The 21,874-nt window shown below is 54.7% G+C and carries 19 protein-coding genes and 2 tRNA genes; 14 read left to right on the top strand and 7 right to left on the bottom strand.

Annotated elements, in window-relative coordinates:
* Positions 1 to 10: 10 nt before the first annotated feature.
* From ACXAF0_RS19190 to ACXAF0_RS19170, 5 genes are all read right to left on the bottom strand, one after another.
* Complete coding sequence (locus ACXAF0_RS19190; protein ID WP_475347433.1) at positions 11 to 595, bottom strand: TRAP transporter small permease subunit; 585 nt, start codon at positions 593 to 595, stop codon at positions 11 to 13.
* Between the two features lie 109 nt (positions 596 to 704).
* Positions 705 to 1,766 carry a TRAP transporter substrate-binding protein gene (locus tag ACXAF0_RS19185; RefSeq protein WP_475347432.1) on the bottom strand — a complete coding sequence of 354 codons (1,062 nt, stop codon included), beginning with the start codon at positions 1,764 to 1,766 and terminating at the stop codon, positions 705 to 707.
* Between the two features lie 509 nt (positions 1,767 to 2,275).
* Positions 2,276 to 2,352: transfer RNA gene (locus tag ACXAF0_RS19180), tRNA-Pro, on the bottom strand.
* Between the two features lie 211 nt (positions 2,353 to 2,563).
* Positions 2,564 to 2,640: transfer RNA gene (locus ACXAF0_RS19175), tRNA-Pro, on the bottom strand.
* A 99-nt stretch (positions 2,641 to 2,739) separates the two neighbouring features.
* The gene (locus tag ACXAF0_RS19170; protein ID WP_475347431.1) at positions 2,740 to 3,777 is read right to left on the bottom strand and encodes a polyprenyl synthetase family protein; all 1,038 of its coding nucleotides are present in this window, start codon (positions 3,775 to 3,777) and stop codon (positions 2,740 to 2,742) included.
* A 253-nt stretch (positions 3,778 to 4,030) separates the two neighbouring features.
* Between ACXAF0_RS19170 and ACXAF0_RS19165 the strand changes: the two genes are divergently transcribed.
* From ACXAF0_RS19165 to ppdK, 6 genes are all read left to right on the top strand, one after another.
* Positions 4,031 to 4,288: a putative signal transducing protein gene (locus ACXAF0_RS19165; protein WP_475347430.1), complete on the top strand. Its 258-nt coding sequence runs from the start codon at positions 4,031 to 4,033 to the stop codon at positions 4,286 to 4,288.
* 41 nt (positions 4,289 to 4,329) lie between these two features.
* Positions 4,330 to 5,112 carry a tRNA1(Val) (adenine(37)-N6)-methyltransferase gene (locus ACXAF0_RS19160; protein ID WP_475347429.1) on the top strand — a complete coding sequence of 261 codons (783 nt, stop codon included), beginning with the start codon at positions 4,330 to 4,332 and terminating at the stop codon, positions 5,110 to 5,112.
* A gap of 75 nt (positions 5,113 to 5,187) precedes the next feature.
* Positions 5,188 to 5,412, top strand: a complete 225-nt coding sequence (locus ACXAF0_RS19155) for a hypothetical protein (protein WP_475347428.1) — start codon at positions 5,188 to 5,190, stop codon at positions 5,410 to 5,412.
* A gap of 232 nt (positions 5,413 to 5,644) precedes the next feature.
* Complete coding sequence (locus ACXAF0_RS19150) at positions 5,645 to 6,535, top strand: glycine--tRNA ligase subunit alpha (protein ID WP_475347427.1); 891 nt, start codon at positions 5,645 to 5,647, stop codon at positions 6,533 to 6,535.
* Between the two features lie 3 nt (positions 6,536 to 6,538).
* On the top strand, positions 6,539 to 8,602 hold the full coding sequence (glyS, locus tag ACXAF0_RS19145; RefSeq protein ID WP_475347426.1) for a glycine--tRNA ligase subunit beta: 2,064 nt from the start codon (positions 6,539 to 6,541) through the stop codon (positions 8,600 to 8,602).
* A 77-nt stretch (positions 8,603 to 8,679) separates the two neighbouring features.
* Positions 8,680 to 11,340, top strand: coding sequence for a pyruvate, phosphate dikinase (ppdK, locus tag ACXAF0_RS19140; RefSeq protein WP_475347425.1), 2,661 nt, complete (start codon positions 8,680 to 8,682; stop codon positions 11,338 to 11,340).
* A 78-nt stretch (positions 11,341 to 11,418) separates the two neighbouring features.
* Here ppdK and ACXAF0_RS19135 read toward each other — a convergent pair whose 3' ends face one another.
* Positions 11,419 to 12,084 carry a hypothetical protein gene (locus ACXAF0_RS19135; protein ID WP_475347424.1) on the bottom strand — a complete coding sequence of 222 codons (666 nt, stop codon included), beginning with the start codon at positions 12,082 to 12,084 and terminating at the stop codon, positions 11,419 to 11,421.
* 127 nt (positions 12,085 to 12,211) lie between these two features.
* A complete protein-coding gene (gene ygfZ / locus ACXAF0_RS19130; RefSeq protein WP_475347423.1) occupies positions 12,212 to 13,126 on the bottom strand; it encodes a CAF17-like 4Fe-4S cluster assembly/insertion protein YgfZ in 915 nt (304 codons plus the stop codon).
* Positions 13,127 to 13,275: 149 nt separating this feature from the next.
* Between ygfZ and ACXAF0_RS19125 the strand changes: the two genes are divergently transcribed.
* From ACXAF0_RS19125 to ACXAF0_RS19090, 8 genes are all read left to right on the top strand, one after another.
* Positions 13,276 to 14,316 carry a glycosyltransferase gene (locus ACXAF0_RS19125; protein WP_475347422.1) on the top strand — a complete coding sequence of 347 codons (1,041 nt, stop codon included), beginning with the start codon at positions 13,276 to 13,278 and terminating at the stop codon, positions 14,314 to 14,316.
* A 3-nt stretch (positions 14,317 to 14,319) separates the two neighbouring features.
* Positions 14,320 to 15,291: a glycosyltransferase family 9 protein gene (locus tag ACXAF0_RS19120; protein ID WP_475347421.1), complete on the top strand. Its 972-nt coding sequence runs from the start codon at positions 14,320 to 14,322 to the stop codon at positions 15,289 to 15,291.
* The gene (locus ACXAF0_RS19115) at positions 15,284 to 16,048 is read left to right on the top strand and encodes a glycosyltransferase family 2 protein (protein ID WP_475347420.1); all 765 of its coding nucleotides are present in this window, start codon (positions 15,284 to 15,286) and stop codon (positions 16,046 to 16,048) included. Before ACXAF0_RS19120 ends, ACXAF0_RS19115 begins: the two co-directional genes overlap by 8 nt.
* Before the next feature lie 67 nt (positions 16,049 to 16,115).
* Complete coding sequence (gene asnB / locus ACXAF0_RS19110) at positions 16,116 to 17,888, top strand: asparagine synthase (glutamine-hydrolyzing) (protein WP_475347419.1); 1,773 nt, start codon at positions 16,116 to 16,118, stop codon at positions 17,886 to 17,888.
* Between the two features lie 90 nt (positions 17,889 to 17,978).
* Positions 17,979 to 18,287 carry a hypothetical protein gene (locus ACXAF0_RS19105; RefSeq protein ID WP_475347418.1) on the top strand — a complete coding sequence of 103 codons (309 nt, stop codon included), beginning with the start codon at positions 17,979 to 17,981 and terminating at the stop codon, positions 18,285 to 18,287.
* Positions 18,288 to 18,302: 15 nt separating this feature from the next.
* A complete protein-coding gene (locus ACXAF0_RS19100) occupies positions 18,303 to 18,683 on the top strand; it encodes a YkvA family protein (RefSeq protein WP_475347417.1) in 381 nt (126 codons plus the stop codon).
* 95 nt (positions 18,684 to 18,778) lie between these two features.
* Complete coding sequence (gene acuI, locus ACXAF0_RS19095; protein WP_475347416.1) at positions 18,779 to 19,777, top strand: acrylyl-CoA reductase (NADPH); 999 nt, start codon at positions 18,779 to 18,781, stop codon at positions 19,775 to 19,777.
* Between the two features lie 89 nt (positions 19,778 to 19,866).
* A complete protein-coding gene (locus ACXAF0_RS19090) occupies positions 19,867 to 21,831 on the top strand; it encodes a response regulator (protein WP_475347415.1) in 1,965 nt (654 codons plus the stop codon).
* The last annotated feature ends 43 nt before the right edge of the window (positions 21,832 to 21,874 follow it).

Below are 21,874 nucleotides of genomic sequence, written 5' to 3'. Positions count from 1 at the left end.
CCCGTTCCGCTCAGTCTTCGATCTTGGCGGTGCCAAGGTCTTCTAGATGGTGGGTGCCGACATAATAGCCTGCGCGCTTGTGCAGGTTGGTCGGGCCAAAGACAAAGACGAAGCATTTCAGGAAGATTGAAAGCCCCGCCATGGCGAGAAGGCCAAAGCCGATGGGGATTGTCGATTTGATGATCCAGCGGTGGGTCAGGCCGGTTGTGGAAGCCGATACCTCGTTGCTTTCAAAAGAGCGGGCAACAAAATCAAAACCGAAATACAGCACCAGTGCGCAGAATGGCAAAACGCAAATAATACCGCCGATCATCTCGACGATCGCACGGGTGCGGGGGCGAAGGTTGTCACGGATCAGTTCGATACGGACGTGTGAGTCGCGAATATAGGCGAACCCGAAACACAACATAAACAGGCCGGTATGCAGATGCCATTCAAGCTCCTGAAGCTTGATGGAACCCTGTCCGCCGAATTTACGCTGGATCACGTCATAAAGGATGACGATCATCAACGGTATGGCAAGCAGGCTTGCCCACTTTCCCACACGGGTCACGATGGCGTCGATGCCGTCACTAAATTTCAGTAGCGCTTCCATAGAAGGTCTCCCGGGTCTTCTTATCGCGGTCAAGGCCGGGGCACGGAGCACCCGGCCTTGCCGAGACTTGTTTTGTCGACTGGCTTAGCAGTCGTTCAGACCTGTTGGATTAATCGAGATATCCGATGTCTTTCCATATCTTGTAGTTTGCGCGGAAGCTCTGGAGGCTTTCGTAAGCCATTTTGAAGTTCGCATCTTCTGCCGAAAGCTCGGTTGCAACTTCTTCCCAGGCACCACGCATGGTGTCGAGCATTTCCGGCGACCATTTTTTGATGTTCACGCCTTTTTCCTGAAGTTCTTTCAGGGCGTTGAACTGGATCGCTTCACCTTCTGCAAAGCCATATGCAAGGTTGTCGTTACATACGGATTCGATCTGGGCGCGCTGGGTGTCGGAAAGGGCATCCCACTTTTCCTTGTTCATCATCAGATCGAACAGAGTCGACTGCTGATGCCAGCCCGGGAAGTAGTAGTATTTCGCGACCTGATGGAAGCCGAGTTTCAGGTCAATCGCCGGCATGGAGAATTCGGTGGCATCAATGGTGCCAAGCTCAAGTGCCGGATAGATGTCGCCGCCCGCCAGAAGCTGGGTGGAAACACCAAGTTTTTCCATCACTTTTGCGCCAAGACCGAAGAAGCGCATTTTCAGACCTTTAAGGTCTTCTGGTGAATTGATCTCCTTGGAGAACCAACCCGATGCTTCCGGTGCGATCAGGCCGCAGAACAGCGATTTGATGCCATGTTCGGCATACAGCTCGTCAAAAATTTCCTGACCGCCGCCAAACTTGACCCATGCCAGATATTCACCAGCCTGCGGGCCGAACGGAACGGCACCGAACAGCTGAAGGGCCGGTACTTTACCTGCCCAGTAACCCGGGGTGGAGAATGCGGCATCAATCGAGCCGGTCGAAACGGCATCGAACACTTCCAGTGCCGGCACAAGTGCGCCTGGCTCGTAGAATTTGATGCGGACATTGCCGCCAGAAACTTCTTCGATTTTCTCTTCGACGCGTTTGCCAAGCGTGCCGAGCTGGGTCAGGCTGCCCGGATAGGTGGAGCCCATTTTCCAGCGAACACGCTCCTGGGCGTCCGCATCAGACGGGGCCACCGTGAACGCAGCCGCAGCAAGAACAGCAGCGCAAGTTGCTGATTTAAGCACTTTAGAAAAAGTCATTCGTCTTCCTCCCTAAGAAGTCCGAAATTGGTAATACCACGTGAGGCCGACCACCGCCTTTTGCTTTTATTATTGGGCGGTTTTCTCCCCGATTTTTGTGTTGCAGGGCGAAGCATAAGCGTATTTCGCAAGGATGAGCAAGTTTGTTTCCTCATTTGCGAAAGAAAATATCTTTATTGCAGCGCAAAAATGAAACTTGCTGCCGGGCGCAAAAGCAGGAAATCCGCACGGGAATGCGTATTTGGTGCTCTTTCATCTTGTTCGAAAGTTGAATGCCAAAAAGGCCTATGATCCTCGTCGTTTACGCAGGTGCGATCTCATGACCTTACTTTTCGTATGGTGATTCGCTATCCGTTAGGATCGTTTTGCCCTGTTGTCGATGGAAGGAAGTGCTGGCTGTCTGATGCTGCCATGCCGAAGTGCAGATGCAGCAGGTTTTGGCATCAGCACGGGTTTTCATGTGCGAAAACGAAAACGGGCGGCCTTTCAATGAAAGACCGCCCGACTGATGGTCGGAGCGAGAGGATTCGAACCTCCGACCCCTGCCTCCCGAAGACAGTGCTCTACCAGGCTGAGCTACGCTCCGTCAGTGGGCGGAGGTTTATCCCTTCTTTCGGCGCGGATCAAGCATAAACCCGACGTTTTGGCGGAAAAAATGTCAGTTTGGTGTCGTGCAGGGACGGCGACGAAACAAGCGATTGAAATTCATGGCCGCGCGCATGTTCATAGGGCGATGACTTGCCGTCTGAAACGCAAAAGGCCCTGAAACGGATAACCGTATCAGGGCCTTTGAATGATGGTCGGAGCGAGAGGATTCGAACCTCCGACCCCTGCCTCCCGAAGACAGTGCTCTACCAGGCTGAGCTACGCTCCGTCATTCTGCGAAGCCGGGTGATAATGGTTTATCGCAAGCGACGCAAGATATTTTTGCGTAGTCCGGGTGTGACCCCGGCATGCGTAACGGGAATATCGATTAATACGGGCGGGAAATGCAAAACTCGACAGCTTCGATCATGGCATCCTTGATGGCGCCATCTTCAAAGCGGGTCAGGGTGTCGATTGCTTTCTGGCCGAACTCGCGGGCACGGTCCATGGATGCATCAAGGGTGTTATATTTGCGGATCAGTTCCTGCGCGCGGTCCAGATCACCATCCTGGAAGTCCTGATCTTCCATGCAGCGCCGCCAGAAGGCCTTTTCATCGTCATCACCATTGGCATAGGCAATGATCACCGGCAGGGTCACCTTGCCATCACGGAAGTCATCGCCAACGGTTTTGCCAAGGGTTGCCTGATGGGCGGAATAATCCAGCACATCATCGATCAGCTGGAACGCCGTGCCAAGATAGATACCATAAAGACGCAGCGCTTCTTCATCCTCGGTCGAGCGACCGGCAATCACCGCACCAATCTGCGACGCTGCGCCAAACAGGGCAGCAGTTTTTGCGGTGATGACTTCGAGATAAGCTTCTTCGGACGTGCCCATGTCATTGGCGGTCGATAGCTGCAGTACCTCGCCCTCGGCAATAACGGCAGATGCCTGTGCCAGAATATCCAGAACGCGCAGCGACCCGGTCTTGACCATGACGACAAAGGCGCGCGCAAACAGGAAGTCACCGACCAGAACGCTGGCCTCATTGCCAAACAGGGCATTGGCCGATGCCTGGCCGCGACGCAGTTGGCTTTCATCAACCACATCATCATGCAGAAGGGTGGCCGTGTGAATGAACTCGACGCAGGCGGCAAGATCGACCGCGTGCGGACCGTCGCCATAGCCGCAAAGCCGTGCAGATGCCAGTGTCAACATCGGGCGCATGCGTTTGCCCCCGGCTGCGACCAGATGGGTGGCCAATTGCGGAATCAGGGCGACTTCGCTGTGCATGTTGTCGATGATCACCTGATTGACGCGCTTCATGTCGCCGTCGACGAGGTTGACCAGTGAATCAAGGCTCGGCTGAGTCTTTGTCTGCGGTGCGGTATTGGTCACGCTGTATTCCGACTTCTCAAATGGCATCTTCGCTGCCTGCTTGGGCGAAGATTGCAAATAACAGCAGGCGGCCTCAACATAGATAGGCCAAGCTATTGTGGTCAAGTGGACAAATGCGGTTCAGCGACAGGCCTGATCGCTGGCAATTCACGGTTTTGTCGCGCAGGTTTCGAAAACCATAACCGCAAATACCTACATTATAGAGATATTATCGATTTTTGGAGTTGTTTGTGTTTCAAAACGTATGACAGGCCTGATCACAGTTTGAAGGAAAATACAGATGATCGAACTATTTCGCAGTAACGATCCCATCGAACTGAGCTGGGCACAGGCTGTTCTGGCTGATGAAGGTATCGACAGTCACATCTTTGACTATCATGCCAGCATCATCGAAGGATCCATCGGAGCGCTGCCCAGGCGGCTGATGGTTGATGGTGAAGCGGAAAGTCGCGCGAAATATGTTCTTGATGTTGCCAGACGCGAACTTGATGCGCATAACGCCAAAAGTGATGGTTCGGATGCGGTGGCATCCGAATAACATTTCAATCAACCCGGAACGACAGATCAGGACAGTTAAGCGTGAGTGCAGCCACAGGCATTGAAGTGCCCGATTTCCCCGAGGAACGGATCAGCCATGATTACCTTCTTGGCGGATCGGTGGTTCTAAAGCAGCCGGTCGATGGTTACCGGGCGGCGGTCGATGCCGTGTTGCTGGCCGCATCGGTTGCCATCAATTCCCGTCGCGATGAAAAGATCCTGGATGTCGGGGCGGCTGTCGGCTCGGCCGGCTTGTGCGTGGCCCGACGTCTTGAAGCCGCAAAGGTGACGGGTGTTGAGCTGCAAGATGATCTTTATGCCCTGTTTTGTCGCAATGTGATGGAAAATGAGTTCGCCGGACGGGTCACACCGATCCATGGTGATATCAATGATGGCGGGCTACCCCTGATGGCCGAAAGCTTCGATCAGGTCATTTCAAACCCGCCTTACTATGCCGGGGGGACGCGCCCCAGCAATGAAAGCCGTGCCAAGGCCCATCAGGAAGGCAGCGCAGATCTGAAAGACTGGATTGCCTTTTGCCTTAAGATGGTTCGCCAAAAGGGCCGCATCACACTGGTGCATCGTGCGGACCACTTGGATCGGATCATTGGCCTGTTGCATGGACGGGCAGGGGATATGACGGTTTATCCAATCTGGAGCAAGGCCGACGCAGACGCGCCGTTGCGGGTCATTGTCTCGGCGCGCAAAGGCGTCGCATCACCGCTGACCATGCGACGCGGGATCGTTTTGAATGATGAAGGCGGGGCTTATTTGCCCGAAACAGATACCCTTTTGCGCAATCCGATGGCATTGCCCGGTTTCTAAATTGATCGAACTTCAATATAAGGGCGATGTGGTTGCGACGGATGTCGCAGATAAATCCGTGCTTTGGGATCTGACATGCTGAGTTTTTCGAAAATCCTATTCACCGCGCTTGTCTTCGTTGTCGTTTGGCAGGGATTCAAGCTGTTTAACCGCGGCAAACAGGTTTCAAGCAACGAGCAGCCCAAACAAACCGGCCACGAAAAGAAAAAACAATCCAAGCCCGTCGCCCACGAGCTGGAAAAGTGCCCGAACTGCGGCGTCTACCATGCAGAGGGCGATGCGCACCGCTGCGATAGCTAAGCAGCGTTTCCCCGATGGCATTCGACTTTGGGGCAAGTTCTGCGAATTTGGCTTGGAATTTTTCCGATAATCGCTGATCACTATTGCTGCAATGCGGCATGATAAGGCCGGTCAGGATGAGAGGGTTGCAAATTCGGCGTGTCTCAGGGCTTTTGCCTTCTTGACCGCGCGGGGGCAGGGCGGTAGCTTGCCGCCATAAATTCATAGACAACAGAAATAGAGAGTTCGCGCCATGGCGCTCGACGGGTCGCAACGTCCCCCTTCATTCCAGGAAATCATTCTTCGACTGCAAAGCTATTGGGCCGATCAGGGTTGTGTCATCCTGCAGCCTTATGACTTGGAAGTCGGTGCCGGTACCTTTCACACCGCGACAACCTTGCGCGCGCTGGGTCCGGAAACCTGGAATGCAGCCTATGTTCAGCCGTCCCGTCGCCCGACCGATGGTCGTTATGGCGAGAACCCCAACCGTCTGCAGCACTACTACCAGTTTCAGGTTCTGATGAAGCCGTCACCGGCCAATTCACAGGATCTGTATCTTGGCTCGCTGAAACATCTGGGCATTGACCCGATGGCCCACGATATCCGCTTTGTTGAGGATGACTGGGAAAGCCCGACGCTCGGCGCCTGGGGCCTTGGCTGGGAAGTCTGGCTTGATGGCATGGAAGTCACCCAGTTCACCTATTTCCAGCAGGTTGGCGGTTTTGAATGTAACCCGGTTCCGGTCGAGCTGACCTACGGGATCGAACGCCTGGCGATGTACATTCAGGGCGTCGAGAACGTTTACGACCTTGATTATAATGGTCAGGGTGTCAGCTACGGCGACGTGTTCCTGCAGAACGAACGCGAACAGTCGACCTATAACTTTGAAGTCGCGAACACCGACATGCTGTTCCAGCACTTCAAGGACGCACAGGCCGAATGTGCGGTGAATATCGAACGTGGTCTGGCCCTGCCGGCGTATGAGCAGGCCATGAAGGCCTCCCACCTCTTTAACCTCCTTGATGCGCGCGGTGTGATTTCCGTGACCGAACGTGCGGCCTATATCGGTCGTGTTCGTGACATGTCGAAATCCTGCTGCGAAGCGTGGCTGCGGTCGCGTGGCCATCTGAACGAGGAGGCTTAAGTCATGGCCGAATTGCTGCTTGAACTGTTTTCCGAAGAAATCCCGGCCCGCATGCAGGCGCGTGCGGCGCAAGATCTGTCCAAACTGGTCGCCGACGGCCTGAAGGCCGCTGACCTTGGTTTCGATAAGGTCGAAGCGCTGGTCACCCCGCGTCGCCTGACCCTGATTGTTGATGGTCTGCCGGAAAAACAGCCTGACCTGCGCGAAGAACGCCGTGGTCCGCGTGCCGATGCCCCGGAAAAGGCCATCAATGGCTTCCTTGCGGGCAATGGTGTGACCCTTGATCAGTGCGAAAAGCGCGAAACGCCCAAGGGCGTCTTCCTGTTTGCGATTGTCGAACAGAAAGGCCGCGCGGCATCGGAAGTCATCAAGGACATCATCGAAGATGCGATGAACAAGCTGCCCTGGCCGAAATCCATGCGCTGGGCAGATCAGAAAATCCGTTGGGTGCGTCAGCTTGATCGCATCCTTTGCCTGTTTGACGGCACGGTCATTCCGGTCAGCTATGGTCCGGTTACCGCAGGTGACAGCACCCGTGGCCACCGTTTCCTGGCCCCGGCAGAATTCAGCATTGCCAATGCCGCCGACTATAAGGAAAAGCTGCTGGCGGCCAAGGTCATGCTTGATCGCGAACAGCGCAAGCAGGTCATCCTTGACGGCGCCAAGAAACTCGCCGCTGACGAGGGCTTTGAACTTCTTGAAGACAATCGTCTTCTTGAAGAAGTTTGCGGTCTTGTGGAATGGCCGGTGCCGGTCATGGGCAAGGTTGATGACCAGTTCATGGACATCCCGCGCGAGGTTCTTGAAACCTCCATGCGTGAGCATCAGAAATATTTCGTGGTTGAAGACAAAAACGGCAAGCTTACCGCGCGCTTCATCACGGTTTCGAACATGATCACCGCAGATAACAACGCCAAGATCATCGCCGGGAACGAGCGTGTTCTGCGTGCGCGTCTGCATGATGCCAAGTTCTTCTGGGATCAGGATCGGAAAGTGACGCTGGAATCGCGTCTGCCGAAACTTGATAACATCGTCTTCCACGCCAAGCTTGGCTCGCTGGCAGAGCGTGTTTTGCGTCTGCGTGGTCTGGCGTGTGAAATCTCTGCGGAAATTCCGAATTGTGATGTCAAACTGGCCGACCGCGCCGCAGAAATCGGCAAGGCCGATCTGGTGTCGCAGATGGTGTTTGAATTCACCGAACTTCAGGGACTGATGGGCAAATACTACGCCGAGAATGACGGCGAAGCCCCGGAAGTCGCCAACGCCATTGCCGAGCATTATGCACCGGCCGGTCCGTCGGACATGTGCCCGACTGCCCCGGTTTCGGTTGCCCTCGCTCTGGCAGAGAAACTTGATACCCTTGCCGGGTTCTTTGCAATTGATGAAAAGCCGACCGGTTCAAAAGACCCGTTTGCTTTGCGTCGTGCGGCATTGGGTGTCATTCGTCTGGTACTGGAAAACGGTTTGCGTTTGCCGCTTGGGCGCGTTTTTGCCTTTGCGGTTTCCCAGTACCCGGCAGATATTCGTCGTGACGAGGCGGTCGAAGACCTTCTGGCCTTCTTTGCAGACCGTCTCAAAGTCCATCTGCGTGAACAGGGTGTGCGCCATGATCTGGTGTCGGCCGTGTTTGCACTGGATGGCGAGGACGATCTTGTCCGCCTGTTGGCCCGTGTTGAAGCGCTTTCCGATTTTGTCTCCGGTGAAAGCGGCGTCAACCTCATGGCCGGATACAAGCGTGCGTCAAACATTCTGCGCATCGAAGAGAAAAAGGACGACACGTCCTATAACGCGGAAGTCTCCGCGGATCTTCTGAGCCTGGAAGAAGAACGCAAGCTGTATGAGGCGCTCATTGATGTCCGGCACAAGGCCTTGCCACTTCTGCGTGACGAGGACTATGCCGCGGCTATGACCGAATTTGCGCGGTTGCGTGAACCGGTCGATACATTCTTCGAAAAGGTCACGGTCAATAGCGACAATGCCGACGAACGTGCCAACCGCTTGAAGCTGTTGGCACAAATCCGCACAGCGTTGCACGATATTGCCGACTTCTCGAAGATCGAATCATAAAACAGGTCAGGGTTTAGGGGCTTTTCCCCATCCTGGGGAACGGCCCGCGGGCCGTGACCAGATGAGGAAAAGGCAAGATGACCAAATGGGTTTACGGTTTCGGTGGCGGTAGCGCCGAGGGCCGTTCGGATATGCGTCAACTTCTGGGCGGCAAGGGCGCAAACCTTGCCGAGATGTGCAATCTCGGACTTCCGGTCCCGCCCGGCTTTACCATTACAACCGAAGTCTGCACGGCGTTTTACGACAATAACCGTGCCTACCCGGATGGTCTGAATGCCGAGGTCGAAAGTGCCTTGGCCTCTGTTGAAAAACTTGTCGGCCGTAAATTTGGCAATGCCAAGGACCCACTCCTTGTTTCCGTGCGATCCGGTGCCAGGGCGTCCATGCCCGGCATGATGGATACGGTTCTGAACCTTGGTCTCAATGACGAAACGGTCGAGGGACTGGCAGCCGTATCTGGCGACCGTCGTTTTGCCTATGACAGTTACCGCCGCTTCATTCAGATGTATGGCGACGTCGTTCTGGGCGTTGACCATTATCACTTCGAAGACATCCTTGAGACCGTCAAGGAAGACAAGGGCGTTACCCTTGATACCGACATGGGCGCAGATGACTGGGCCGAAGTCGTCGAGGCATTCAAGAAAAAAGTCAACAGCGAGCTTGGCGAACCGTTTCCGCAAGACCCGCGCCAACAGCTTTGGGGCGCGATTGGGGCCGTCTTTGGCAGCTGGATGAATGCGCGTGCCAATACCTATCGCCGTTTGCACAACATCCCGGCAAGCTGGGGCACGGCGGTCAACGTTCAGGCCATGGTCTTTGGCAATATGGGCGATGACTGCGCGACCGGTGTGTGCTTCTCACGCAATCCGTCAACTGGCGAAGACCGCTTCTATGGCGAATACCTGATCAACGCGCAGGGCGAAGACGTTGTTGCCGGTATCCGGACACCGGCCCCGCTGACCGAGATTGAAAAACAGGAATCCGGTTCGGACCTTATTTCAATGGAAGCCGCGATGCCGGTTGTCTTCGAGGAACTGTGTGACATCCGCGAAAAACTTGAGTCCCATTATCGCGACATGCAGGACATGGAATTCACTGTCGAGTCCGGCAAGCTTTACATGCTTCAGACCCGTGCGGGTAAACGCACGGCAAAGGCCGCCTTGCGGATCGCGGTTGAAATGTGCCGCGATGGCGTGATTTCACAGGAAGATGCGATCAAACGCGTCGACCCGGCACAGCTTGATCAATTGCTGCACCCGACCCTTGATCCCGAAGCAGATCGCAAGGTTGTCGGCATGGGCCTGCCGGCATCGCCCGGTGCGGCATCTGGCCAAATCGTCTTTTCTGCCGAGGTCGCCGAAGAATGGGCGGGCAAGGGACGCAAGGTTATTCTGGTGCGTATCGAAACCAGCCCGGAAGACATTGCCGGCATGCATGCCGCCCAGGGTATCCTGACATCGCGCGGTGGCATGACCAGTCATGCGGCCGTGGTTGCGCGCGGCATGGGCACACCATGTGTATGTGGTGCTGGTGCAATCAAGATCGACTATGCCAACAAAACCATGATGTCAGGTGGTGTGACCCTCAAGGAAGGCGACGTCATCACCCTTGATGGTGCAACCGGCGAAGTCATGCTGGGCGAAGTTGCGACCCTGAAACCTGATCTTTCCGGTGATTTCTCCCAGCTTATGGAATGGGCCGATGCCCTGCGTCGTCTTACGATCCGCACCAACGCCGAAACTCCGGAAGAAGCCGAAACCGCACGTGGCTTCGGGGCAGAGGGCATTGGCCTTTGCCGGACAGAGCACATGTTCTTTGATCCGGAACGTATCGTTTCAATGCGCGAGATGATCCTGGCTGAAACCGAACAGGGCCGCCGTGCAGCACTGGCCAAACTTCTGCCCTATCAGCGCCAGGACTTTATCGATCTGTTCCGGATAATGAAGGGCCTGCCGGTCACCATTCGTTTGCTTGATCCGCCGTTGCATGAATTCCTGCCGCATGGCGATGCCGAAATCGCCGAGGTGGCCAATGCCGCCGGCGTGTCAGAGGCCATCGTCAAGCGCCGTTTGCTGGATCTTGCCGAAGCCAACCCGATGCTGGGCCATCGTGGATGTCGTCTGGGTATCAGCTACCCGGAAATCTACGAGATGCAGGCACGTGCCATCTTTGAAGCCGCGATCGAGGTTTCCAAAGACGGTGGTGATCCGGTCATTCCGGAAATCATGATCCCGCTGATTGTCGGCAAGAAGGAACTCGAAATCCTGAAAGCCGCGATCATCAAGGTCGCCGCCGAGGTCGAAGACGATAAAGGTGCCAAACTGAAATATCTGGTCGGTACCATGATCGAATTGCCGCGTGCCGCATTGCGCGCAGGTGAAATCGCCGAAGAAGCCGAATTCTTCAGCTTTGGTACTAATGACCTCACCCAAACGACCTTTGGTCTGTCACGTGATGACGCGGCGCGCTTCCTTGATACCTATATCGCCAAGGACATCTTTGCCGGTGATCCGTTCGTATCGCTGGATCAGGATGGTGTTGGCGAACTGGTCAGCCTTGCGGCCGAGCGGGGCCGTGCGACGCGTGGTGACATCAAGCTTGGCATTTGTGGTGAGCATGGCGGCGATCCGGCATCCATCGCCTTCTGCGAGGCACAGGGACTTGATTATGTGTCCTGTTCCCCGTACCGCGTGCCGATTGCACGCCTTGCCGCGGCACAGGCTGCGCTTGGTAAATAAGAACGTCACGTAATCTCGACGTGTGAAAAACACCGACAAGAACGGCAACGGGGCATCTCGTTGCCGTTCTTTTTTGTCTTATTGCGATGACGGGTCGTTACGTTGGGTCCGGTGTTTCATCACCAGCATCCCGCTAACTGACACGCCCAGAAGCAACAGGTTGATGCCGCCAATCTTGAACAGTTTCTCGAAAAGCAGGCGGTTGTGATATTCGGCCTCTCGAAGCTCCGTCAGATGCGTAATCACAGCATCAAGCTGCGTGCGATAACGTTGATCGGGGGCAAGCGTGCTTTCATAGCGCACGGCACGCAGCAACATGTTCAGACGTTCTACTGCATCGCGGTAGTTTTCCTCTGTCATGCGCGCCTGTTCGATGGTCGGCTTGAGTACGGGCTTTTCATTCGGCCCTAGAAAATGCCCCGGATAGGTTTTAAGATCCGGCCAGTAATTGTCCAGACAGTCACGGACGTTGGTGACAATCGCCCCACAGGGCACAATTTTTTGCGGGTAGAAGCGAAGCAGCGTGCCAAGCGCCATTTGCTTGATCTGATGACCCTTGCGGTTATAGGCCTCGGTGATTGTCGCCAGTTCCTTTTCGGCCTCAGTAATCGACATGTCGGATACCGGCACGTCGCTTAAATCCGGTGCAGTTTGCTGAATTGCTGCCATGGCAGGCATCATGGCAAGCGCGCAAAGCACGGCCATCAAGCCCCGGACATAAAGGACCCTGTTCCACAGTTTCATCGCAAATCCCGATTTTGCTTTTCTTTTAACATAGGGGCTGTTGGTGCGTTGCAACAGGCTTTAACAAAAAACGGGCCCTGCATGGCGGAGCCCGTTTGATAGGTCAGTTTCGGTTTTTGGGGCGAAATCAGGCCGCATTCTCCGGCAACTGAACCCAGTCAGGCACAGAAACCTTGATCTTTGCGTCCCCTGCAGATAGCTCTGCATCGCCTTCAACCCGCTCAAGCCGGATCAGAGCCAGTCCGAAATCGCCATGAACAGAACGGATAATCCCCGCTTCCTTGTCGCCATTCATGATCTGTGTGCCAACACTTGGTGCCGGGCCGTCAATTTTGACAGGCAACAGGCGCTTGCGCACGAGGCCGCGATATTTGGTGCGGGCGGTAAGCTCCTGCCCCATATAGCAGCCCTTTTTGAAATCAACACCGCCCAGCTCCTCAAAGCCGCTTTCAAGCAGGATCGATTTTTCGACTTCCATTTCTTCGCTGCCATTTGGGATACCCAGCGAAACGCGCATCTGGTGATAGGCTTCGACATCGCTTTCCTGCGCACCTATGGCCGCCATTTCAGCCAGCGCATTTTTCGGCAGAAGAACACGTGCCCCCATCTCGGCCAGGCGCGGGTCAACCGCCTTGATGCCGTCGCCCATGTGCGCGGTCGCGCCCGATTCTGCCCCAAGCGACAGCGACTTCAGGGCATCTTTGCCAAAGACTGCCATGACTTCGTAACTATCACTGACGTCCGTCAGTTCGGCTTTTGCACGCAGCTTGTACATGCGAAGTTTTTTGAACAGTTCGGCCACACGTTCACCGTTTTCGCCGCGTTCGCATTCAATCAGCAGGCTGTCTTCATCCTGATGATAGACAAAGAAATCAAACAGGAACTTGCCCTGCGGTGTTAAAAGCGCTCCATAGCCCGATTTCTCGGGCGAAATGGTTTCGATATTGTTTGATACCAGCCCTTGCAGAAAGCTGACCCGGTCCGGGCCGCTCACGCGGATCACCGCGCGATCCGGCAAAAGGGTATAAAAAGTCTCACTCATGATGATTTTGGCTCCGGTTCATCGGAATTGTTTGGGCAAAATGTGGGGCAATCACAGAAATTTCGCAAGACCTGTCTGTGCGGACAAAGTCCTGATAAGCTATAAGAAAACCCTTCATAAAACGGCGTCGAACGGATAGAAGCAAACTTATGAAAATCTTGATGCTTGATCAGTCTATCGGCTTTGATCCCAAGGATCGCGAAGCCCGTCCGCTCGGAACATGCCAGCGCGCTTTCATTGCCCTAGCAGAGTCCCTTGTTGCCCGCGGCCACAAGGTCGAAGCGCGCCGTAATGGCGGCATCGACAAGGACATGCACGGTGTTGCCTGGCGCCAGCTTGATGCCGAACTGCCGCCTTTTGGCGGTGATGCGGTCAATACGGTGATTGTCTGGCGCGATCCGGCGTTGCTGAGCCACGCATCCGTGCCCGAAAATGCAGCCATTGCACTGTGGTTCGATGGCGATCCGGCACGGTTGAATGCCGATGATGTCCGGCTGGTTCTGCAGGAAAAGAAAGTTCAGGTCATCTTTACCGGTGATGCGCAGGCAAACACCTTTGATGCGGAACTGGCCAAAAAACCGGTGGTGATCAAGCCTGGTGCGACGACATCCTTTGTCATGGCATCGAACATGCACTGGGCGTTTGAATCGCGTGATGAACTGGCGGTGACCGTTGCCAACAGCTCGACCGGGATCGCCCAGATCATCCGCATTTGGGAAACCTACGTCGCGCCCAAGGCACCAAATGCGATCCTTGAAGTCTATGCCTATGATCTGTTTAGCGCCATGGCCGGTGAAAACGACGCTGTATCTGAAGACTTGCTTGATATGGTGCGCTCCGCCATCGACAAGGGCGTCAGGGTTCATCATCCCAAACCCGAAGCCGATATGGCCGAAACCGTTGCCAATGCGCGTGCGTTTTTGCATCACGGCAAGTATGGCACGGATTATGTCGGGCAGTGGCTTGTCGATGCGCTGGGTGCTGCAACGCCGGTCGTGTCCTACGGCGGTATTGCCAAAAGCCGGGTTGAGGATGGCAAAACCGGTTACATCGTCCCGGACGAGGCGGCATTTGGCAACATCACATCGCAGCTTCTGACAGACCGTTCCTTCTTTGCCAGCCAGTCCGAAGCTGCGCGCAATGATCGCCGCGAATGGATCCATGTCGCTGGCGAGCTGGAGAAACTTTAAGCCGTGCGCCTGCTGTTCATCACCTCAAACCGTTTGGGCGATGCGGTGCTTTCGACATCGGTTCTACGCCACTATGTCGAAACCTATCCCGGCATCCGCGTGACGGTTGCCTGTGGGCCGGTTGCTGCACCGATTTTCGAAGGTGTGCCGAACCTTGAACGCATCATCAAAATGCCCAAGCAAAAGCGCGGCGGCCATTGGTGGAAGCTTTGGAAGTCTGTCGTCCTGAACTGGTGGGATATCATCGTTGATTTGCGCGGCAGTGCGACGGCCTATGTGTTGCCTGGGCGGAAAAGGGTGGTGTTGCCGGGCAATGATGATGACTTGCACCGTGTCGCACAGCTTGGAAAACTTATTGGTGTTGAGCCAGCGCCTCTGCCGATGATCTGGACCCGTCCAGAGGATGAAGCGCGCGCAACAGAACTCATCCCTGAAGATGGCAAGCCGTTGCTGGCTGTCGGGCCATCCGCAAACTGGGTTGGCAAGACCTGGCATCCCGAACGGTTCGAAGAAACCATCGCTGAATTGACCAAGCCGGGCGCTGTACTTAAAGATGCGCGCGTGTTGCTTGTTGGTGCGCCGAATGAACGTGATGCGTCCTTGGCTGTCATTGAGAGTATCCCGTCTGACAGACGGGTAGAGATATTTGGCACAGAGCATCTGTTGACCGTGATGGCCTGTTTGAAAAAGGCAGCCCTTTATGTTGGCAACGATTCTGGTCTGATGCATATGGCTGCGGCTTCAACGCAACCGACACTGGGGCTTTTCGGTCCTTCGCGCGATCAGCACTATGGCCCTTACGCGAAATGGGGACGGGTGGTGCGAACGGACTGGTCGTACGACAAAATCATCGAAAATCGCGAGAGCAGATTTTCTCAAGAGAATTTGATGGAAACCTTGCCTGTCGCCAAAGTGGTCGCGGCAGCAGTTCAATTGGTCAACGACTATCGCATGCAGGAACCTGGCAATGAGTGACAAAAAACAGCGTATTTCCGTTGTGATCTGTGCCCACAACGAGGAGGAAAGGCTTCCTTCCTGCCTCGAAAAAGTAACGTTTGCTGATGAAATCGTCGTGGTTTGTGATAAGTGCACCGACAAAACTGAGGAGATTGCCAAGGGCTTTGGCGCAAAGACCGTGGTTGGCAGTTGGGACATCGAGGGCGAACGTCGCAACCGCGCAATCGCCGAAGCAAGCGGCGATTGGATCTTTGAACTTGATGCCGACGAGCATGTTAACGAAGCACTCGCCGCAGCAATTCCGGTTGCGGTTCAATCCAGTAAATTCGATTGTTATGTGATCCCTGTCGACAACTATGTTGGAAAGCGCCTCGTCCGTTATGGCTGGGGGGCATCCTTCGGAACTTCTGCCGTATGGCGGCTTTATCGCAAAGGCTGCAAAAACTGGGGCAATGAACGGGTTCACCCGTCATTTGAACTGACCGGCAAAAAAGGCCCGCGACTTGACGGGGCACTGGTTCACTTTGTGGATCGCAATATCTCTGACATGATCCGCCGGTTTGACAGCTACACCAGTGCGCGTGCCGCTGACCTGCGCGCTTCAGGAAAAAATGGCAGCTTCGCCCATAACTTCCGGCGTATTATTTCACGCTTCTGGCGCTGCTTTGTATCGCGCAAGGGATACAAGGAAGGCGGTATGGGGTTCCTGATTGCGTTGCTTGCAGCCTTGTTCCCCATGGTGTCCTATCTCAAGGCACGTTACGACGATAACTAAGCACGTGCTTTGAGCTTATGTAAGCCTTTTCAGTAGTGATCGAGACATACGGGCGTCGTGAGGATTTATGTCAGGTATTGCTGGTATTTTGACACGTGACGGCACCAGCGTAGATCAGGTTAAACTTGACCGTCTGCGCGATGCACTTTCTCACCGTGGCCCTGATGGCTGCGGGCGTTACGTTAAAGGGCCTGTCGGTTTTGTTCAGACCCGACTTGCGATCATTGATCTGAATACAGGCGATCAGCCACTTTATCATGAAAATGGCAGTTCCCTGATCGCCAATGGCGAGATTTATAACTATCTCGAACTCAGAAAAGAGTTGGGCGAAGAGGGATTTAAAACCCACTCGGATTGCGAAACTGCCCTTCGCGTATTTGCGCGCGATGGTGTTGGCGGGTTTGATCAACTGCGCGGCATGTATGCCTTTGCCATTCACGATGTGACCGACAATCAGGTGGTTATGTGTCGCGACCCGTTTGGCATCAAGCAGGTCTATTACGTCGAAACACCCGAATATTTTGCCTTTGCATCCGAAGCGCAGGCACTGGTTGCCGCGGGCCTTGTGGGGCGTGAAGTGCGTGAGGACGCGCGCGCTGAACTGCTACAGGTTCAATTTACGACCGGGACAGAGATGATCCTTGACGGGATCAAGCGACTGCAACTTGGCGAAACCATCGTCTTGAAAAACGGACGCATCGTCGAGCGTCGTCGTCGTCAGGTTTTGAGTGACATGGGTGCCGTTGGTAACAATCTTGACCGTGCGCTTTATGAATGGGACGGAGTGTTTGAGGAAACGGTCCGTCTGCATCAAAGGTCCGATGTCGATTACGCCATGTTCTTGTCGGGTGGGGTAGATAGTGCATCCTTGCTTGGCATGATGCATCGCCTGAATGAACGACCGGTAACGGCCTATACGGCGGCGTTTGAAGCCGGTAGCGTTCATGACGAGCGCGAGCTTGCGCGTAATGTCGCCAAGGCCTGCAATGCAAATCATGTCGAGGTAATGTTTTCCGAGAAGGACTTCTGGACGCTGTTGCCCGAGGTTGCCGCATATATGGATGACCCGGCGGCAGATTATGCGATTTTGCCGACTTATAAACTTGCCAAGGAAGCTGCGCGCGATTTCAAGGTTGTGCTGTCGGGCGAAGGCGGCGACGAATTGTTTGGAGGCTACGGTCGGTATCGTTCGGTCATGCGTCCCTTTTTGCTTGGGGGACGTGTCATGCGATCCAAGGGGACTTTTGACAAGGTTGATGTCTTGCGCCCGGGTATTCTCGACGGCTGGCGCGACGGAATCGCTGCCTCTGAAAGTCGTGAAAACCGCGGAAAGCGCTCTCGTCTTTCGATCGCACAGGCTGTTGATTGTTCTGACTGGCTGCCAAATGACCTGTTGTTAAAGCTGGATCGCATGTTGATGGCCAACGGGTTGGAAGGGCGTACACCATTTCTCGATCCGGTTGTCGCAGAATTCGCCTATCAGCTGCCGGACCGTCTCAAGGTTCGCAAAGGTATCGGCAAGTTTCTGTTGCGTAAATGGTTGGAGCGTTGCTTGCCAATGGCGGAGCCGTTTGCCAAAAAACGGGGATTCACGGTGCCGGTATCTGAATGGATTGCAGCGCGCGGCAAGGAGCTTGGTTCTCTGGTTGCAGGTCAGGCAGGTGTTGCCGAAATTGCCGATGCTGAGCGGGTCGAGAAACTCTTTGAGGCATCGGGAAAACGCGAAGGTGCCGCCTGCTGGCATTTGCTGTTTTATGCCCTTTGGCATCAGGCGAATGTGCTTGGTCATGCACCGGGTGCGGATGTGTTTGAAACGCTCGAAAATTCGGTAAGAAGTTAATGTCTCTTAACTTTTAAGGGAATAAGTACGTCGCTACGGCATTTATCAATTGCGAATAACAATTAACAGAAATGCTGTTGAGACGTAAAAATGCTGTATCTTGATAAACTGGCAATGCTGGCTGTTCTTGGTTTTGCATTGGGACTGGCATGGATGACTGTGCCGCCGAGTGATCTGCATGCGGAATCGATCGAAGCGATGCCCTTGAAGGGGACTGCTGCGTCGGGTGCGACATATGAATTCAAGCTGCCGACCACCGTTCTCGCGGAATGCACCGCGGATTGCCTGTCAGCTGAGAATGACATTGTGAAGTCGCGCTATACAGAGAAAGAGCGCGATCAGTTTGCACAAGCGATGCGGGTTGCCTACTCTGCCTATGTCACACCGTTGCATCGCTAGGATGGGTTAGGTCTTGTGAAAAAGGCATCGACTTGGATGGTCATCCCGAACCTTTTGCGCACTTTGCTGCGCGAGGATGTCGCTTTGAAGTCCAAGCTGCTTTTATTGGCCGGACTCGTTTATTTGTTCAGTCCTGTCGATTTGTTGCCCGATGTCCTGTTGGGGATTGGCTGGTTGGATGACCTCGTTATTGTCCCGTTATTGGGCTGGCTGTCCTACCGCAGCTTACCGCTGGAAGTGCAGGACGAGGTCGTTCCACAAAATCCTGAAAACAGTAATGCTTCCCGACGGTTACTCATTTGTCTGGGCATTCTGGTGGGGGTCGTAGTCCTTATTGCCCTGATGGGCGATGTGGATCCCGCGTTCGATCCGGCGCACAGTGCAGTCCTTGAGTGAGCCCCTGACTTAGCCTGAAAGCCATTTCCAGGTTTGACGTAAGGTACCCGACCCCATACTCTTGATCTGTAAACCGAACAGATCGGGAGGACCTCATGACTGAGCCATTCCGTGCGCTGGTACTCAACCAGAAAGAAAAAGGCGTCTCGGCAGAATTCAAGGATCTGAGCACAGATGACTTGCCTGAAGGCGAGGTTCTGATTCGCGTCAAATGGTCGACCCTGAACTACAAGGACGGCATGGTCCTGAACGGTTTGGGGCGTCTTGTTCGAAATTATCCACATGTCCCCGGGATTGATTTTTCGGGCGAAGTCGTTTCATCGACTGATGATCGCTACAAGCCCGGTAACGAAGTTGTCCTGACCGGTTGGCGCGTTGGCGAGGCCCACTGGGGCGGATATGGCCAACTTGCCAGGGTCAAAGCGGATTGGCTGGTGCCACTGCCCGACGGGCTTGACGCTTCGCAGGCGATGGCGATTGGTACAGCCGGCTTTACCGCAATGCTGGCTGTCATGGCGCTTGAAGAGCAGGGCGTTTCAAAAGATCAGGATGGTGAGGTGCTTGTAACCGGAGCTGCAGGCGGGGTCGGGTCGGTTGCTGTGTCCATTCTGTCTTCGCTGGGCTATCGGGTGGCCGCATCGACAGGGCGTGCGGAAACGCATCAGTATCTTCGTGACCTTGGGGCGAGTACCATTGTTGATCGCAATGAACTGACCGACACCAGCAAGCCACTTTTGGCAGAACGCTGGGTGGGGGCTATTGACAGTGTCGGCACCACGACCCTTGCGCATGTGCTTTCTGAAATGAAGTATCATGGTGTTGTTTCCGCCTGCGGGCTTGCCGGTGGTCCGGACTTGCCGGCAACGGTCATTCCGTTCCTGTTGCGCGGCGTGAAATTGATCGGCATTGATTCAGTCATGTGCCCGTATGAAACGCGTGTTCGTGCCTGGAAGCGCCTTGCCAAGGAACTGCCCAAGGACCAGTTGGCGGCGGCAACCACCAAGGTTGCACTTGCCGATATTCTTCCATGGGGTGACAAGATCCTGAAAGGTCAGGTCAAGGGACGGCTGCTTGTTGATGTTCAGGATTGCTAGGGCTGGCGAAACCATGCAGAATCAACGGGTTTTCGATCCTGTCAATGCAGGGAGAAAATCTGTTTCTCTGATAGTTGGATATGACTGCAATGCCTGAACAACGGTTTCGAATTCTTCTTGTCGAAGATAATCCCGGGGATGCGTTTCTGGTGCGCACCCTGTTGGAAGAAACCGGTGAACCATTTGATATCGAACATTGCAGTGATCTTGCTTCTGCGATGGCGGTTCTTAATGGAGAAGGAGCAGAGGCGCAGTTTGACGTTGTCCTGCTGGATCTGACATTGCCGGATTCGTCAGGGGTTGCCACCATCAGTCGTGTTCGCAGCTGTGCCAATGTTGCGCCTGTGGTTGTTCTGACCGGTCACAAGGACGAGGAACTGGCGTTTGACGCGCTTCAGCACGGTGCAGAAGACTATCTGACCAAGGAATTCCCGGATGGTCGGACCATTCGCCGCTCGATCCGCTATGCGATTGAACGTTCACGGGCCGAGCGGGCGCTGAAGGAAAGTGAAGAACGCTATCGCAAGCTGGTTGAACTGGCACCGGAACTTATCTCTGTCCTGAGCGGGGAAGAGATCGTCTATATGAACCAGCAGGGGGTGACCATTCTGGGGGCGAGCGACAGTGACAAGCTTGTCGGGCGGTCCTTTATGGAGATGGTGCATCCTTCAAGCCGCGAAACACTCGATGAATATATCTCGCGCTATCGCAACGGCTATCCGGGGCGGGCGGATTTCACGATCATCTGTCAGCGTCCGGAAGGCGAGAATGTTGAACTTGAAGTCTCGGCCATTGCCTTTACCCATGAAGGCGCGCCCGCGATGCTGATGCTGGCCGAGGATGTCACGGAAAAGCGCAAGGTTGAACGCCAGCTGGTTCAGACTTCCAAGCTTGCCACACTTGGCGAGATGGCGGCATCCGTGGCCCATGAAATGAACCAGCCGCTCAATGTAATCCGCATGGCGGCAGATACATGTGCCCTACAATATGATCTGGATGCGGTAAAGCCGGCTTTTCAGCGCGAACGACTGTCTCTGATCAGTGCACAGACAGAGCGCATGTCCGAGATCATCAAACACCTTCAGATCTACAGCCGACCAGATGATGACGATTTCGCGCCGTTTGATGTAATGAAGGCGGTCGAGCGTGCTGTTGATATGGTTGAGCATGACTGCCGACTTTCAGGCATCGTCATTGATGTCGTGTCTCCACGACAGCGCTGCTTTGTAAATGGTCGTCAGGTCCAACTGGAACAGGTATTGGTCAATTTGCTGAGCAATGCGCGAGATGCGATTAACGAAAACGGCGACGACGCCGGAAGCATCGGCGGCCTGATCCGCGTTTGTGCCATGGTTGATGAAACACGCAAGACATTGAAGCTTGCGGTCAATGATAACGGTGGTGGGGTGCCGGAAGCAGCGATTGATCTGTTGTTCCACCCGTTCTTTACCACCAAGGATGTGGGCAAGGGCACGGGGCTCGGCCTTTCTGTCAGCTTCGGCATTGTCGAAGCCATGGGCGGCAGAATTGATGTGCGAAACGAGGGCGACGGGGCCTGTTTTGAAATTTCCCTGCCGCTTGCCGACATCGAGGCCACTGAGGCAGACGATTTGGCCGATGAAGAACTCGAGGACGGCTGGCTGTCGCAGGTGCCAAAGAATGCGGAAGCACGCGGGAATATTCGTATTCTTGTTGTCGATGACGAACTTGACGCGATGGAGATTATCTCGGGCTATCTGGAAGCACAGGGCTTTAATGTGTCTGCGGCAAGCGACGGTGAAGATGCTCTGGCGATCGCAGGAATTGTTCAACCCGATATCCTGATTACCGATATTCGCATGCCACAAATGGATGGTAACACGTTGGTCAAGGAACTTCGCGAACGCAATCCTGCACTTCCGGTTATTGTGATGACCGGCCATCCCGGCGATGCCGAGAAGCCTGTTGAAGACGAGGACGGGACAGACGCACCGGTCATGGTGATGTCAAAGCCGCTGAACCTTAAAGAGCTTCTGGCGACACTCGACGAGCTTTGCGAAGTGTTCGCCGCTTAATGCTCGACATTTGTTTTAGGCAGAGATGTTGGTGTGCAAAAGA

It is taken from the genome of Thalassospira sp. ABD4_177 (assembly GCF_056160125.1).
The sequence above is the reverse complement of the archived record's forward strand: the minus strand, read 5'-3'. Positions and strand labels throughout refer to the sequence as shown.

What these genes read in the sequence shown, in the direction of transcription:
- ACXAF0_RS19190 (WP_475347433.1), bottom strand. Translation starts at nt 595, where the DNA reads ATGGAAGCGCTACTGAAATTTAGTGACGGCATCGACGCCATCGTGACC.
- ACXAF0_RS19185 (WP_475347432.1), bottom strand. Translation starts at nt 1,766, where the DNA reads ATGACTTTTTCTAAAGTGCTTAAATCAGCAACTTGCGCTGCTGTTCTT.
- ACXAF0_RS19170 (WP_475347431.1), bottom strand. Translation starts at nt 3,777, where the DNA reads ATGCCATTTGAGAAGTCGGAATACAGCGTGACCAATACCGCACCGCAG.
- ACXAF0_RS19165 (WP_475347430.1), top strand. Translation starts at nt 4,031, where the DNA reads ATGATCGAACTATTTCGCAGTAACGATCCCATCGAACTGAGCTGGGCA.
- ACXAF0_RS19155 (WP_475347428.1), top strand. Translation starts at nt 5,188, where the DNA reads ATGCTGAGTTTTTCGAAAATCCTATTCACCGCGCTTGTCTTCGTTGTC.
- ACXAF0_RS19150 (WP_475347427.1), top strand. Translation starts at nt 5,645, where the DNA reads ATGGCGCTCGACGGGTCGCAACGTCCCCCTTCATTCCAGGAAATCATT.
- glyS (WP_475347426.1), top strand. Translation starts at nt 6,539, where the DNA reads ATGGCCGAATTGCTGCTTGAACTGTTTTCCGAAGAAATCCCGGCCCGC.
- ppdK (WP_475347425.1), top strand. Translation starts at nt 8,680, where the DNA reads ATGACCAAATGGGTTTACGGTTTCGGTGGCGGTAGCGCCGAGGGCCGT.
- ACXAF0_RS19135 (WP_475347424.1), bottom strand. Translation starts at nt 12,084, where the DNA reads ATGAAACTGTGGAACAGGGTCCTTTATGTCCGGGGCTTGATGGCCGTG.
- ygfZ (WP_475347423.1), bottom strand. Translation starts at nt 13,126, where the DNA reads ATGAGTGAGACTTTTTATACCCTTTTGCCGGATCGCGCGGTGATCCGC.
- ACXAF0_RS19125 (WP_475347422.1), top strand. Translation starts at nt 13,276, where the DNA reads ATGAAAATCTTGATGCTTGATCAGTCTATCGGCTTTGATCCCAAGGAT.
- ACXAF0_RS19115 (WP_475347420.1), top strand. Translation starts at nt 15,284, where the DNA reads ATGAGTGACAAAAAACAGCGTATTTCCGTTGTGATCTGTGCCCACAAC.
- asnB (WP_475347419.1), top strand. Translation starts at nt 16,116, where the DNA reads ATGTCAGGTATTGCTGGTATTTTGACACGTGACGGCACCAGCGTAGAT.
- ACXAF0_RS19105 (WP_475347418.1), top strand. Translation starts at nt 17,979, where the DNA reads ATGCTGTATCTTGATAAACTGGCAATGCTGGCTGTTCTTGGTTTTGCA.
- acuI (WP_475347416.1), top strand. Translation starts at nt 18,779, where the DNA reads ATGACTGAGCCATTCCGTGCGCTGGTACTCAACCAGAAAGAAAAAGGC.
- ACXAF0_RS19090 (WP_475347415.1), top strand. Translation starts at nt 19,867, where the DNA reads ATGCCTGAACAACGGTTTCGAATTCTTCTTGTCGAAGATAATCCCGGG.